A 13939-nucleotide genomic window follows, 5' to 3' on the forward strand; every position below is an offset into this window, starting at 1 on the left:
CCAGTCACCAGTCACCAGTCACCAGTCACCAGTCACCAGTCACCAGTCACTCGTCCCGTTCTCCGGCAGGTGCCGGTCATCTCGCTCGCGCATCATCCAGTAGACGGCGCCGAGCGCCAGGGTGACGGCGGCCAGCGCTATCAGCATGAGGGCGTCGGTTTCGTGGAGGTCGAGGATGATGAATTTGCGGGACAGGGCGAGCAGGGCGATGAGGATGACGGTCTTGACCTGGATGATGCTTTCGCGGCCGCCGATCACCCGCAGGATGGAGTAGCGGAATTCCATGGCGATGAGCACGGTCATGATCTCGCCGAAGATGTTCTGGAACGCCTTGTGGTCCAAGGGGTTGAGCACGCCGCTCAGCAGCCCGAAGAGGACGTCCTCGGCCAGCCGATACAGGGCGATGAGAATGATGATGCTGATCAGGAAGACGAGGACGTAGGAGACCAGCAGCTCGAAGCGCTTGTAGGAGCTGAGGCTCAGATAGTGCTTGAGCAACGCCCGGCGAGCTGCGCCCATGCCTCAGCTCCCGCGCAGTTGCGCCAGGCAGGCCATCTGGCGCTCCAGCTCCTCCAGTTGCTCCAGCAGGTCGAGAGCCAGGGCGGCGCCGGCCCAGTTGAGCTCCAGGTCGCGGCACAGGCGCATGCCGATGCGCGCCCGGCGCAGGTCCGTGGCGGCGAAGGTCCACTCGGGGCCGCCGCGCGGATGCACGATGCCGTAGGCGACCAGGGCTTCCACCGTCTCGACGGGGCTTTGCAACTGCGTGCAGAATGCTTCCAGGGACAGGGTTTCGTGGGTGTCGCCCAAGAGGCGGGCTTCCAGGATGTTCAGCAGGTTTCCAGCCATTCTCAGACTCCCTCCAAGCTGGCGCGCGGCTTAAAGTTGGAGCTTTGGGCGAGCTGTTCGAAGAGGGTCCGCTCGCGGTCGCTCAAATGCTTGGGCACGACGACCTGGAGCACGGCGAAGAGATCGCCCGCGCCCTTGCCGCCCGGCTTCGGCAGCCCTTTGCCGGCCAGGCGCATCTTCTGGCCCGTGCTGGCCCCGGCCGGGATCTTCAGGCGCACGCGGCCGTCCAGGGTGGGCACTTCCACCGTGGCGCCGAGGGCGGCCTCCCAGGGGGCCAGCGGCAGTTCCACGCTGAGGTTGTGCTCCTGCACCTTGAACAGGGGATGCGGCTGCAGGGCGATGCGCAGGTACAGATCCCCCGCCGGTCCGCCGCCGTAGCCCTTGCCGCCCTGGCCCGCCAGGCGCAGGCGCTGACCCTCGCTCACGCCTTTGGGGATGCGCACCTGGATCTGCCGGGGCACGCGCGCGACCCGGCCGTTGGGCTGCACCTCCGGCATTTCCAGGCGCACGGTTTTCTGGGTGCCGGCGAAAGCCTCCTCCAGGGTGACCGGCAGGGTCACTTCGAAGTCCTCGCCGGCCGCGGCGAAGCCCGCCCCGGCGCCCGCTCCCGCGCCGCGTCCAAAGCCGCCGCGCCCCGGGCCGCCGCCGAAGAGGCTCTCGAAGAAGTCGCTGAAGCCGCCGGCTTCGGCACCGCCGCCCCAATGGAAGTGCACGTTCTCCTCCCAGCCGGGCGGCGGGCGGAATTCCTGGCCCGCCTGGTAGCTGCCCAGCTGGTCGTAGGCGCTGCGCTTCTCGGGGTCTTTCAGGACCTCGTAGGCTTCCTGTAGTTCTTTGAATTTTTCTTCGGCATTCGGTTCCTTGCTGACGTCCGGGTGGTACTTGCGGGCGAGCTTGCGATAGACGCGCTTGATCTCTTCCTGGTCGGCGCTTTTTTCTACGCCGAGGACTTTGTAGTAGTCTTTGTATTCCAAGGCCGGCCTCCGCCGATGAGCTGATTTATCAATCCGAAATGAGCAGATACCTTGCAGAAACAGGTTACCGGCAGACAGCCCGGCAGGCGCCCGCCTTAAGGGGAAAGAGGCGGCGCCTCGGCCAGGCGAATTGCCGTGTTTGCGTTTCCCTAAATATGGGCTGTCTGCGGCGCATTTCAAGTCGCACCTCTTCCCGGAGCGCCTGCCATGCTACCCCTCGCCGACAATATACCGAACCGTGAGTCGCCCCGGGTCCTTTGGGTTTTGATTCTGGCCAATATCCTGGCTTTCGGCCTGCAGCTGAGCGTGCCCGGGCCGGCGGCGGAGGCGTTCTTCCAGGAGTTCGGCCTGGTGCCCGCCCGCTACAGCAATCCGGCCTGGGCCAGCTTGCACGACCTCAATCCCAGCGATTACAGCCCCTTCCTGTTGAATGCTTTCCTGCACGGCGGCTGGTTCCATCTGCTCTTCAACATGTGGACCCTGTGGATTTTCGGGCCCAACGTGGAGGACGACATGGGCCATGGCCGCTTTCTCGTCTTTTACGTGGTGGCGGCACTGGCGGCCAGCTACGCGCACTACTTCTTCAACGCCTATTCCACGATGCCGGCCGTCGGCGCCTCCGGCGCCATTGCCGGCGTCATGGCGGCATACTTGATTTACTTCCCCCGGGCACGCATCCTCACCCTGTTCCCGGTCTTCATCATTCCGTTTTTCTTCAACGTTCCCGCTTATGTCTTCATCCTGGCCTGGTTCGTGATCCAGGTCTTTTCCGGCAGCCTGGCCCTGCTGCAGCCCATCGGCGAGGGTGGGGTGGCGTGGTGGGCGCATATCGGCGGCTTCGCCGCCGGCCTGCTCATGGCGCCCTTCCTGCGCAAGGCGCCGGCGCTGCGCATGCGGCTGCAGGAAGGAGGGTGGTGAAGGGCGGATTCTGCGATGGTGCGTCTGACGCACCGGTAAATCTGGTATACTGCCGGCCATGAAGTCCACTCCCCTGAATCCGCGCCAACTCGAGGCGGTGACCCTGTCCGGCGGACCGGCCCTGGTGCTGGCGGGCGCCGGCTCCGGCAAGACCCGCGTCCTGACCCACCGCATCGCCCACCTGATCGAGTCCGGGCTGTCGCCGCGCGAGGTGCTGGCGGTGACCTTCACCAACAAGGCGGCCGCCGAGATGCGCGAGCGTGTCGGGCGGCTGCTCAGCATCGACGTGCGCCCGCTGTGGATCGGCACCTTCCACGGGCTGGCGCACCGGTTGCTGCGCCTGCATCATCGCGCCCTCGACCTGCCGGAAAACTTCCAGATCCTGGACAGCGACGACCAGCTGCGCCTGATCAAGCGCGTGCTGCGCGAGCTCAACATGGACGAGAAGGCCTGGCCGCCGCGCATGCTCGCCGGGCTGATCAACCGCTGGAAGGACGAAGGACTGCTGCCGGAAAAGATCGAGCCGGAGGACGGCCTGGCGGCCCAGGGGCTGCGGGTCTACCAGGCCTATGAGGCGGTCAAGCGGCGTTCGGGGCTGATCGATTTCGCCGACCTGCTGCTCGGCGCCCTGCGCCTGTGGCAGGACCCGGACATTCTGCGCCAGTATCAGCAGCGCTTCCGGCACGTGCTGGTGGACGAGTTCCAGGACACCAACCGGGTGCAGTACCAGTGGCTGCGCCAACTGGCGCTGGCCCATCAGAACCTCTTCGTGGTGGGCGACGACGACCAGGCCATCTACGGCTGGCGCGGGGCGCGGGTGGAGAATCTGCTGCGCTTCGGCGAGGATTTCCCGGGCACCACCCTGATCCGCCTGGAACAGAATTACCGCTCCACCCAAACCATCCTCGACGCCGCCAACGCGGTGATCAGCCGCAATCCCCAGCGCATGGGCAAGACCCTGTGGACCGAGTCCGCGGACCAGAGCCCGATCCAGCTCTACGCCGCCTACAATGAGGTGGACGAGGCGCGCTACGTGGTCGGCCGCATCCAGCAGTGGGTGGCGGCGGGCGGGCGCCATGACGAGTGCGCCGTGCTCTACCGCGCCAACGCGCAGAGCCGCATCTTCGAAGAGGTGCTGGTGCAGCAGGGCGTGCCCTACCGCGTCTACGGCGGGCTGCGCTTCTTCGACCGCGCCGAGGTCAAGGACGCCTTGGCCTACCTGCGCCTGATCCACAATCGCCATGACGACGCCGCCTTCGAGCGGGTGGTGAACCTGCCCACCCGCGGCATTGGCCCCGGCACCCTGGACGCCCTGCGCGCCCAGGTGCGGACCTACGGCATTTCGCTGTGGCAGGCGGCGGCGCGGGCCGAGGGGGCGGCGGCGCGCAAGCTGGCGGTGTTCATGAACCTCATCGATGGCCTGGCGCAGCGCTATCGCGACCAGCCCCTGGACGTGGCGCTGGCCGGCGTCATCCAGGACACCGAGCTGCGCGCCTGGTACGCGCGCCAGAGCGACCGGGCCGAGGCGCGCGAGGAGAACCTGGACGAGCTCATCAACGCCGCGCGCAGCTTCGCCGCCCAGGCGGCACTGGAGCGCCCGGCGGCGGAGGAGGGCGGCGCGGCCAGCATCCTGAGCGAGTTCCTCACCCACGCCGCCCTGGAGGCGGGCGAGGGGCAGGCGGACGCCTGGAGCGACTGCGTGCACCTCATGAGCCTGCACAGCGCCAAGGGCCTGGAGTTTCCCCTGGTCTTCCTGGCGGGCCTGGAGGAGGGGCTCTTTCCCCACAACCGCAGCCTGGACGATCCGCAGGCCATGATGGAGGAGCGGCGCCTGTGCTACGTGGGCATGACGCGCGCCATGCGCCAGCTCGTGCTCACTTATGCCGAATCGCGGCGCCTGCATGGCAGCGAGATGCACAGCCTGCCGTCGCGCTTCCTGCGCGATGTGCCCGCCGAGCTGCTGGAGGAGGTGCGCCCGCGCCCGCGCGTCACCCGGCCGGTCTTCGACGATGCCCTCAGCGCCCCGGCGCCCCGCCGCGTGGCCCCGGTCGCGTCGAGTCCAGCGGTTCCTTTTCCCCTGGGCAGCCGCATCCGCCACCCGAGCTTCGGCGAGGGCGTGGTGCTCGACTACGACGGCGACGGCCGCCACGGCCGCATCCGCATCAATTTCGAAGGGGTCGGAGCCAAGTGGCTGGCCTTGGGGGTGGTGAAGCTGGAGGCGGTTTGACGTTGGGGGTTGCAGCGGGAAGGCTGGGCTGGATCCCCAGATCGTAGGAGCGGGCTTGCCCGCGATGGGCTGGATCGACCGCCAAGCAATCGCGAGCAAGCTCGCTCCTACGCCGATGATGGCAGCCCGCCTCATCCTCTTGGCTCGGGAGTCGGCCTCACCCCGTCCTACCCCCGGCGTATCAACGTCATCCTGCCGCGCGGATATACTTGCTGATAAGCCCCCAAGCCTCCGGAGCGTGCCGTGGGTCAGGAAATCAAGCATGTCCGCTTCTCCCGCCAGGACTTCGCCGCGTTTCAGGAACGCCTGCGCGCGGAGACCGAGCTGCTGGCCGCCTGGTTCGCGGAAGGCCGCTTCGATGCGGGGCCGGCGGTGGGCGGCTTCGAGCTGGAGGCCTGGCTGGTCGACCACCATTGCCGGCCGCTGCCCATCAACGAGCGTTTCATCCAGGCTTTGGGCAGTCCAATGGTGGTGCCGGAGCTGGCCCGCTTCAACGTGGAGATGAACAGCCTGCCCCACACGCTGCGCGGCGACGTACTGCGGCGGACGGAAGCGGAGCTGGACGCCACCTGGCGGCGCTGCGAGGCGGTGGCGGGCGAGCTGGATGCGCGCCTGGTCATGATCGGCATCCTGCCCACCGTGCGCGAGGAGGAGCTGAATCTCGCCAACATGTCGCGCATGAAGCGCTTCCGCGCCCTCAATGCCCAGGTGCTGCGCTTGCGCCATGGCCATCCGCTGGAGGTGGACATCCACGGCGCCGACGACCTGCACACCCTGCACGGGGACGTGATGCTGGAAGCGGCGGCGACCTCCTTTCAGATCCATCTGCAGGTGCCGCCCGCCGAGGCGGCCCGCTTCTACAACGCCGCGCTGGTCCTGTCCGCGCCCATGGTGGCGGCCACCGCCAACTCCCCGCATCTCTTCGGCAAGCGCCTGTGGGACGAGACCCGCATTCCCCTCTTCGAGCAGGCCACCGCCCTGGACGAGGTGGAGACGGATGCCGCGCACTCCCTGAACCGCACCAGCTTCGGCACCGGCTACGTGCAGAGCCTGCTGGACTGCTTTCGCGAAAACCTCGAGCACCATCCCGTGCTGCTGCCCATCTTGGCCGAGCAGGCGCCGGAGGCGCTCGCCCACCTGCGCCTGCACAACGGCACCATCTGGCGCTGGAACCGGCCGATCGTCGGTTTCGATGCGGCGGGCCGGCCGCACCTGCGCATCGAGCACCGGGTGGTGCCGGCCGGCCCCGGCGTGACCGATGCCGTAGCCAACATGGCGCTCTTCTTCGGGCTGGTGCATGCCCTGGCGCGGCAGGCGCCGGCGCCAGAGGAGCGTTTGCCTTTCGAGCAGGCGCGCGCCAATTTCTACGCCGCCGCCGAACAAGGCTTGGCGGCCGAGCTCGTGTGGCTGGACGGACGCCGGCGGCCGGTACGGCGGCTGCTCCTGGACGAGCTCCTGCCCCTGGCGCGTACCGGCCTGGAGAGTTTGGCCCTGGAAGCCGCCGACATCGACCGTTACCTGGGCATCATCGCCGCCCGCGTGGAGCGCGGGCGCACCGGCGCGGCCTGGCAACGGGCGTGGGTGGCGCAGCACGGCGCCGACATGCAGGCCCTCACCGCCGCCTACGTGGCGCGCCAGCGCAGCGCCGCGCCGGTGCATGAATGGGAGTTGTGAGCCGATGCTGAACATCATCGATCACGTGCCGGACGGCCTGCTGGCGGCGGATGCGCGCCACCTGCACGAGGTGTTGGCGGGGCCGACCCTGATCCATCTGCCGGGCCGGCGGCCGGAGCCGCTCTTCGTGTCGGTGCTGCTGCACGGCAACGAGGACACCGGGCTGACCGCGGTGCAGGCCCTTTGGCGCAAATATCAAGGGCGCGAGCTGCCGCGGGCGCTGTCCGTCTTCATCGGCAACGTGGCGGCGGCGCGCCACGGCATGCGCCGCCTGGAGGGGCAGCCCGACTACAACCGCATCTGGCCCGGCGGCGAAGCCGGGCAGACGCCGGAGCACGCCATGATGGGCCAGGTGGTGGCGGAGATGCGCGCGCGCGGCGTCTTCGCCAGCGTGGACGTGCACAACAACACCGGCCTCAACCCGCATTACGCCTGCGTCAACCGCATCGACCAGCGCTTTTTCCATCTGGCCACGCTGTTCAGCCGCACGGTGGTCTATTTCATCCGCCCGCTCGGCGTGCAGACGGCAGCCTTCGCCGAGCTCTGTCCCGCCGTCACCCTGGAATGCGGGCAGCCGGGGCAGGCCTATGGGGTGGAGCACGTGCTGGATTACTTGGAGGCCTGCCTGCACCTGGCCGAGATTCCCACCCACCCGGTGGCCGAGCACGATATGGATCTCTTTCACACGGTGGCGACGGTGACGGTGCCGGCGGCGGTGGACTTCGGCTTCGGCGACGCGGCGGCGGACATCCGCTTCGTCGGCGACCTCGACCATCTCAACTTCCGCGAACTGCCGGCGGGCACGCTGCTCGGCTGGTTGCGGCCGGACGGCGGCGTCCGGCTGGAAGTGCGCGACGAGCAGGGCCGGGAGGTGGGCGCGGATTTCTTCCGCTGGGACCACGGCGAGATCCGCACCGCGCGCCCGCTCATGCCGTCCATGCTCACCCTCGACCAGCGGGTGATCCGCCAGGACTGCCTGTGCTATCTCATGGAGCGCTATCCGTTGGCGGGCGCATAGCGCAGACAGGCGCCCGGCGGGCAGGCCGCCTGCCTGACCAGAGCCTGTTATCGCGAGCCAGCTCGCTCCTACGACGGACAGGGCGGCCGTGTGCAGCGTAGGCGCGGGCTTGCCCGCGATCGGCAGGGCGGTGGCCCGGGGCGACCGCTGGCTCAGCGCCGCAGCGGAAAGCGGCAGCTGACCCGCAGTCCCCGGCCCGCCGCCGGCTCCCCCAGTTCGACCGTGCCGCCGTGCAGCTCGATGATGCGGCGCACGATGGACAGGCCCAGCCCGCTGCCCTCGGCCTCGACCCCCTCGCCGCGATAGAAGCGCTCCCACACCTTGTCCCGCTCCGCGGCCGGGATGCCGGGCCCGTTGTCGCTCACTTCCAGCAGCGCCTGCGCGGGATCGCAGGACACCCGCACCGCTACCTGGCCGCCGGCGGGCGTGTGGCGCACGGCGTTGTCCACCAGATTGCGCAGCAGGATGGCCAGCGCCGTGGCGTCGCCCGGCAGGACGCAGGAGTCGGGTGCCGCCAGGCTCACGCCGATGCCTTTGGCATGGGCGGTCGGCTCCAGCTCCGCCAGCACCGCGGCGGCCAGGCCCGCCAGCTCCACCGGCTGCCACTGCCAGGCGGCGTTCTCGTGCTCCAGCCGCGCCAAGGCGAGGAGTTGCTCGACCAGGCGCGTGGCCCGGTCCACGCCGCGCAGCACGTTGTCGAGCGCGCGCTCGCGTTCGGCCGCGTCCTGGGCGCGGCGGGCGACCTGGGCCTGGGTCTTGAGGGCGGCCAGGGGCGTGCGCAGTTCGTGGGCGGCATCGGCGGTGAAGCGGCGCTCGCGCGCGAAGGCGGCTTCGAGCTTGGCGAAGAGGGCGTTGAGGGCGTCGAGGAGCGGACGGACTTCGGCGGGCGCCCGGCTACTGTCGAGCCGGTCCAGGTGCCGGGGGGCGCGTCGGCCCACGGCCTCCGCGACCTGCCGCAGGGGTGCCAAGCCGCGGCCCACTCCGAACCAGACCAGGCCGGCGAGCAGCGGCAGGGCCAGGCCCAGAGGCAGCAGCAGGCGGGCGGCGATGTGGCCGGCCAGCTCGTCGCGCACCGCCCGACGCTCGCCCACCTGGATGTAGTGGCGGCGATCGGCATCCCAGCGCGAGAAGACCCGCCAGGCCTGCCCTTGGATCTGCCGGTCGCCGTAGCCCTCGGTGAGCGGCGACAGAGGCGTGGCCGGGGCGCTGGCCGAGCGCAGCAGGAGTCGGCCGTCCCGGTGCCAGATCTGGAAGGCGATCTGCTGCTCGTACTTGTGTTGCGGCCTCTCCAGCTCCTCGGTTTCGATTTCCTCGTCGTCCGCCTCGGGCGAAAACTGGGCCAGCAGCACCCGCGCCGACTGGGCGAGCTGGGCATCGAACACCTCGTCGAGCTCGTGGCGGGCGTCGAGAAAGCTCAAGCCCGCCGCCAGGGCCCAGGCCAGGCTGAGCACCAGCAGCAGCAGGACGAGCAGGCGGCGGCGCAGGGAGGGGACGGGCATCTCAGGGCCGATCGATGGTGTAGCCCACGCCGCGCACGGTGCGGATGAGCTCCGGGCCGAGCTTGCGGCGCAGGTGGTGGACGTGGACTTCCACGGCGTTGCTCTCCACCTCTTCGCCCCAGCCGTAGAGGCTTTCCTCGAGCTGGGCGCGGGACAGCACGCGGCCGGCGTTGTCCAGGAGGGCCTGCAAGAGCGCGAACTCGCGCGGCGACAGCTCCACCGCTTCGCCGGCCAGGGTGACGCGGTGGGCGGCCGGGTCCAAGGCCAACTCGCCATGACGCAGGACGGGGCTGGCCCGCCCCATCCGCCGGCGCAGCAGGGCACGGATGCGGGCAGCCAGTTCGTCCAGGTCGAAGGGTTTGATCATGTAGTCGTCGGCGCCGCCGTCCAGCCCGGCGACGCGGTCGGCCACGGCGTCGCGGGCGGTGAGGATGAGCACGGGCACTCCGTTGCCCTGCGCACGCAGGGCGCGCAGCAGCTCGAGGCCGGACAGGCGCGGCAGGCCGATATCCAGCACCACCAGGCCATAGCTGCCGGTTTCCAGCGCCAGGCGGGCCGCCTGGCCGTCCCGAATCCAGTCGACCGTGTAGCCCTCCTGGCCGAGGCCGACGCGCAGGCCGTCGCCGAGCAGGGGGTCGTCTTCTACGAGGAGGATGCGCAAGGGTGTGGGCTCCTGGGTTCCAGGTAGTGTACTTGGGGAGGGAGAGTCGGGGTAGGGTTGGGATTGGCTGGATGGCGCATGGCCCAACATCTGGGATCAAGAACGGCATGGCCTGCGCTTGGACGCAAAGCGTTGGGCCTCGCCAGCTCAGCCCAACCTACGTTCTGCTGGGCCATTCAGGTTCGATCCAGGCTATCTCGGAATCCTCACGCGCTCCTCCGAAAAGTCTCCCCGCTCCGCGCCCTGATGGCAGGCCACGCAGTTGGCCGGGCTGCCGATCTTCTGGCGCTTCCAGACGGCCGGGCTGATCTCGTCGTGCTGGGCGCGGAACCACGGGGTTTCGGTGATGCGCACGGGTGTCTTGCCCGGCGGGATGGAGGCGGCGATCTTCTGGCTGCGGCGCACGGGGCTGTTGTCGGCGCTGTGCTGGACCAGGAAGCGGGTGATTTCCTCGGCGGTGGCCTTGTCCAGGCTGGCATTCTCGCCGAAGTGCTTGTCGAGATTGGCCATGATCTGGCGCCAGGAGCGCGCCGGCAGCAGGCCGGGGTGATAGGCCATGTGGCAGCTCGCGCATTCGGCCTGCCATTGGGCGTTGGCCACCGGCGGCAGCGCGCGGGCGCTGCCGGTTTTGTGTTCATCATCGTCGGCCAACAGCAGACCGGTGGCGGTCACGGCGCCGATCAGTACGGCGAGGCTGAGCAAATTGCGGATTTTCATGTGTTTTCTCCTATTTCACCGAGAGCAGATAATGGACGAAGTCGCCCTTTTCCTGGGCCGTGCACTCGCGGCCGAGCACGTCATGGCAGTTGCGGCGGAACCATTTTTCCGCCTTCGCGAGATCCGTCAGGCGCTCGCCGTTGATGGCCGGCGCCAGGGGCTGGATGACCTTGTTGGCGCGGGTCCGGCCCGGGCGGCGCGGATCGGCGGTATGGCAGGTGGCGCAGCTCACGGCCTCGCCGCGGGGCGAGCGGTGCTCGGCCTGGTAGAACTGCCGGCCGCGTTCCGCCGAGAAGGCGCTGAAGGCGGGGTTTTCCTGCCGGGCCTGTTGGGTGTAATGCTGCAGCAGCGCCTCGGGCGTGGCGGCGAAGGCGGGCAGGGCGGAGAGCAAGGACAAGGCGGCGAACCATTTACGCATGATCGACTCCTGAAGCATCGGATGGACGGTATTGATAGCCGCTCACCATGGCCTGGGCGACGGGGCGCCGGCCGAAGCGCTCGTGCAGGGCCAGGGCGAGCAGATGCAGGCCCACGAAGCCGGCGAGCAGGCCATAGCCGAGTTCGTGCGGCTCCTCGAAGAACTCATTGAGCCAGACGCTGTCGCCGAGCCAGGCAGCGAGCGGGCCCATATCGTGCTCGACGGCGGCGAGGGCCAGGCCGGTGCCGGCCATGCCGAGCAGGACGATGTAGGCGGCCAGATAGACGAGGCTGGCCAGGGGGTCGTGGCCGAAGCGCGGGGCATGGGGCAGGCGGCGGGTGCGCAGTGCGGCAAGCCAGGCGCGCGGGTGCCACAGGTCGGCAAAGCGGGCGTGGCGCGGGCCGACCAGGCCCCAGGTCAGGCGCGCCGCCAGGCCGGCGACCAGGCCGTAGCCGGCCAGGATGTGCACGTTCCAGAGGCCCGCCGCCGGCGCGCCGGCCTCGAAGAAGTCCGACAGCCAGCCGGTCGCCAGCAAGAGCAGGATGACGAGCGCGTTCCAGGCGTGGATGAGGCGCAGGGGCAGGTCGTAAACCTTGCGCCGTTCGTAGCTGAGGGTGTCCATGGGATGCTCCTGATCGTCGAAGAGGACGATCGGGAGCTTAGGCGGTTTTGCTTAACGGGAGCTTAAGGAAGGGCGGTACCGCAGGATGGCGGACAGAAGCGGGCCCGGGTCAGTGCCCGGCCCGCGCCGCCTGGGCCCGGAGGCGCCAGCTTTGCGCCTGCTGGGGGTCGGGCGCGACGCCGAGCAGGCCCGCCTGGTAGATCGCCGCCAGGCGCTCCATGGCCTGCGGCGCGCCGGCCGCGGCGGCCTTCTCGTACCAGCCCAAGGCCTCGGCGTTGCCGGACGCGGCGCCCTTGCCGGTCTCATCGAGCCGGCCCAGATTGTACATGGCCACGGGGTTGCCCTGGGCTGCGGCCTGTTCGTACCAGCGCCGGGCCTCGTGGAGGTCCGCCGGCACGCCTTCGCCCTGCTGGTACAGATAGCCCAGGTTGACCTGGGCATCGGCGTAGCCCTGCGCGGCGGCGCGGCGGTACCACTGCAGGGCCTCGGCGTAGTGCTGGGCCACGCCGCGGCCCTGCTCGTAGTAGAGTCCCACGTTGAACTGCGCCGCGGGCAGGCCGGCCTCGGCGGCCAGGCGGTACCACTTGAAGGCTTCCAGATCGTCCCGGGGGAAGAGCGTGCCGCTTTCATAGAGCGCACCCATGAGTTTCTGGGCGACGGCATCGCCCGGGCCTTCCGGTCGGTGCCAGCGGGCATCGCCGGGTCCGCCCTTGCCGGCCTCGTAGAGACAGCCCAGCAGGGCCTGGGCGTGGACGTTGCCTTGGCGTGCGGCCTGGCGGTACCAGGACAGGGCTTCCCGGTGGTCCACCGGCACGCCGCGTCCGTTGTCGTAGAGGAAGCCCAGGTTCAGCTGCGCGCCGGCATGGCCTTGCCTGGCGGCCAAGCGGTACCACTTGGCCGCCTCGGTGTAGTCGCGAACAACCCCCTGGCCGGTTTCGTAACGGTAGCCCAACTGGGCCTGGGCCTGCGCGTCCGCCGGCGCGGCCAGCGTTTGGGCCGGCGTGGCCGGAGGCGCCTCCGCGGCCTGGGTCCAGGCCGGTGCGGCCAGCCATACGGCGATGCTGAGGGAGAGCAGGTGCTTTCGTTTTTTCATAGTGTCCTGCGAGGATATCGGATGGGTCAGCTGGCCCTATTCTTTACGCATGCCGCCGCCGAATCAACCGCCTGCCGTGGGCCCGGGCTTTCCAACCAAAGCCGGAGGCCCCGCGCCCCGCCTTCGGTTAATCTGCTGGATGCAGTGCACAGAAAAGCAAAAGGGCCCCGGCCCGCTCCCGCAGCCGGAGAATCCGCATGAGCAAACTCTTTTCACCCTTGTCGTTGCGCGGCCTCACCTTCAAGAACCGCATCTTCGTCTCGCCCATGTGCCAGTACTCGGCCGAGGACGGCATTCCCAACCTGTGGCACATGGTGCACCTGGGCAGCCGGGCGGTGGGCGGCGCGGCGCTGGTGATGGCGGAGGCGACCGCGGTGTCGCCCGAGGGGCGCATCTCGCCCGCCGATCTCGGCATCTGGTCCGAGGTGCACGTCAACGCCTTCGCGCCCATCGTCGAGTTCCTCAAGGAGGAGGGGGCGGTGCCCGCCATCCAGATCGCCCATGCCGGCCGCAAGGCTTCCACGGACGTGCCCTGGCACGGCGGCCAGCCGCTGGGGCCGGCGGCGGGCGGCTGGGAGACCGTGGCGCCGAGCGCGCTGCCTTTCGCCTCCGGCTGGCCCGCGCCGCGGGCGTTGGCGCGCGAGGAGCTGGACGGCATCGTCACGCAGTTCGCCGAGGCGGCCATCCGCAGCCTGGAGGCGGGCTTCGAGGTGGTCGAGATCCACATGGCCCACGGCTATCTGCTGCACGAGTTCCTGTCCCCCATCGCCAACCAGCGCGAGGATGAATACGGCGGCAGCCTGGAAAACCGCGCCCGTCTGCCCCTGCAGGTCGCCGAGGCGGTACGCGCCGTCTGGCCGGACGACAAGCCGGTCTTCGTGCGCATTTCCGCCACCGACTGGGTGGAGGGCGGCTGGGATCTGGCCCAGTCCATCCAACTGACCCACTGGCTCAAGCTGCGCGGCATCGACATGATCGACTGCTCCAGCGGCGGCATGGTGATGGATGCCAAGATCCCGGCCGCGCCCGGTTTCCAGGTGCCTTTCGCCGAGGCCATCCGCCGCGAGGCCGGCATCGCCACCGGCGCGGTCGGCCTCATCACCGAGCCGGCGCAGGCGGAGCAGATCGTGGCCATGGGCCAGGCCGACGCCGTATTCATGGCGCGCGAGTTCCTGCGCGATCCCTACTGGCCGCTGCACGCGGCCCGGGCGCTGGGCGTGGACCTGCCCTGGCCGGTGCAGTACGCGCGCGCCAAGCCGCGCTGAGACAACGCAT

At 69.4% G+C, this 13939-nt stretch carries 14 protein-coding genes; 5 read left to right on the top strand and 9 right to left on the bottom strand.

Features of this window, described 5'->3' with window-relative positions; translation table 11 throughout:
* Window positions 1-39: 39 nt before the first annotated feature.
* Genes G579_RS0109745 through G579_RS0109755 form a run of 3 tightly spaced genes read right to left on the bottom strand, consistent with a single transcriptional unit; the run spans window position 40 to window position 1817 of the window.
* A complete protein-coding gene (locus G579_RS0109745) occupies window positions 40-519 on the bottom strand; it encodes a phosphate-starvation-inducible PsiE family protein (protein WP_028990032.1) in 480 nt (159 codons plus the stop codon).
* A gap of 3 nt (window positions 520-522) precedes the next feature.
* The gene (locus tag G579_RS0109750; protein WP_038019301.1) at window positions 523-846 is read right to left on the bottom strand and encodes a chaperone modulator CbpM; all 324 of its coding nucleotides are present in this window, start codon (window positions 844-846) and stop codon (window positions 523-525) included.
* A gap of 2 nt (window positions 847-848) precedes the next feature.
* Complete coding sequence (locus G579_RS0109755) at window positions 849-1817, bottom strand: DnaJ C-terminal domain-containing protein (RefSeq protein WP_028990034.1); 969 nt, start codon at window positions 1815-1817, stop codon at window positions 849-851.
* Between the two features lie 207 nt (window positions 1818-2024).
* Here G579_RS0109755 and G579_RS16915 point away from each other — a divergent pair, with 207 nt between their 5' ends.
* The 4 genes from G579_RS16915 (at window position 2025) to G579_RS0109775 (ending at window position 7654) form a co-directional block, all read left to right on the top strand.
* Window positions 2025-2735: a rhomboid family intramembrane serine protease gene (locus G579_RS16915; protein ID WP_081662715.1), complete on the top strand. Its 711-nt coding sequence runs from the start codon at window positions 2025-2027 to the stop codon at window positions 2733-2735.
* A gap of 58 nt (window positions 2736-2793) precedes the next feature.
* Window positions 2794-4962: a DNA helicase II gene (gene uvrD, locus G579_RS0109765; RefSeq protein WP_028990035.1), complete on the top strand. Its 2169-nt coding sequence runs from the start codon at window positions 2794-2796 to the stop codon at window positions 4960-4962.
* A gap of 243 nt (window positions 4963-5205) precedes the next feature.
* Window positions 5206-6636 carry a glutamate--cysteine ligase gene (locus tag G579_RS0109770; protein WP_028990036.1) on the top strand — a complete coding sequence of 477 codons (1431 nt, stop codon included), beginning with the start codon at window positions 5206-5208 and terminating at the stop codon, window positions 6634-6636.
* A 4-nt stretch (window positions 6637-6640) separates the two neighbouring features.
* Window positions 6641-7654, top strand: coding sequence for a M14 family metallopeptidase (locus G579_RS0109775; protein WP_028990037.1), 1014 nt, complete (start codon window positions 6641-6643; stop codon window positions 7652-7654).
* A 152-nt stretch (window positions 7655-7806) separates the two neighbouring features.
* Here G579_RS0109775 and G579_RS16920 read toward each other — a convergent pair whose 3' ends face one another.
* The 6 genes from G579_RS16920 to G579_RS16925 form a co-directional block, all read right to left on the bottom strand.
* Window positions 7807-9153, bottom strand: a complete 1347-nt coding sequence (locus tag G579_RS16920) for an ATP-binding protein (protein ID WP_038019304.1) — start codon at window positions 9151-9153, stop codon at window positions 7807-7809.
* A gap of 1 nt (window position 9154) precedes the next feature.
* Complete coding sequence (locus G579_RS0109785) at window positions 9155-9814, bottom strand: response regulator (RefSeq protein WP_028990038.1); 660 nt, start codon at window positions 9812-9814, stop codon at window positions 9155-9157.
* Between the two features lie 192 nt (window positions 9815-10006).
* Window positions 10007-10531, bottom strand: a complete 525-nt coding sequence (locus G579_RS0109790; protein ID WP_028990039.1) for a diheme cytochrome c — start codon at window positions 10529-10531, stop codon at window positions 10007-10009.
* A 10-nt stretch (window positions 10532-10541) separates the two neighbouring features.
* On the bottom strand, window positions 10542-10949 hold the full coding sequence (locus G579_RS0109795; RefSeq protein ID WP_028990040.1) for a DUF1924 domain-containing protein: 408 nt from the start codon (window positions 10947-10949) through the stop codon (window positions 10542-10544).
* The gene (locus G579_RS0109800; RefSeq protein ID WP_028990041.1) at window positions 10942-11571 is read right to left on the bottom strand and encodes a cytochrome b/b6 domain-containing protein; all 630 of its coding nucleotides are present in this window, start codon (window positions 11569-11571) and stop codon (window positions 10942-10944) included. Before G579_RS0109800 ends, G579_RS0109795 begins: the two co-directional genes overlap by 8 nt.
* Before the next feature lie 109 nt (window positions 11572-11680).
* Window positions 11681-12664, bottom strand: a complete 984-nt coding sequence (locus G579_RS16925) for a tetratricopeptide repeat protein (protein ID WP_038019330.1) — start codon at window positions 12662-12664, stop codon at window positions 11681-11683.
* Window positions 12665-12861: 197 nt separating this feature from the next.
* On the opposite strand from G579_RS16925, the gene G579_RS0109810 reads away from it, so the two are divergent.
* Window positions 12862-13929, top strand: a complete 1068-nt coding sequence (locus G579_RS0109810; protein ID WP_028990042.1) for an NADH:flavin oxidoreductase/NADH oxidase — start codon at window positions 12862-12864, stop codon at window positions 13927-13929.
* Window positions 13930-13939 lie beyond the last annotated feature (10 nt).

It is taken from the genome of Thermithiobacillus tepidarius DSM 3134, from assembly GCF_000423825.1.
Lineage (GTDB): Bacteria > Pseudomonadota > Gammaproteobacteria > Acidithiobacillales > Thermithiobacillaceae > Thermithiobacillus > Thermithiobacillus tepidarius.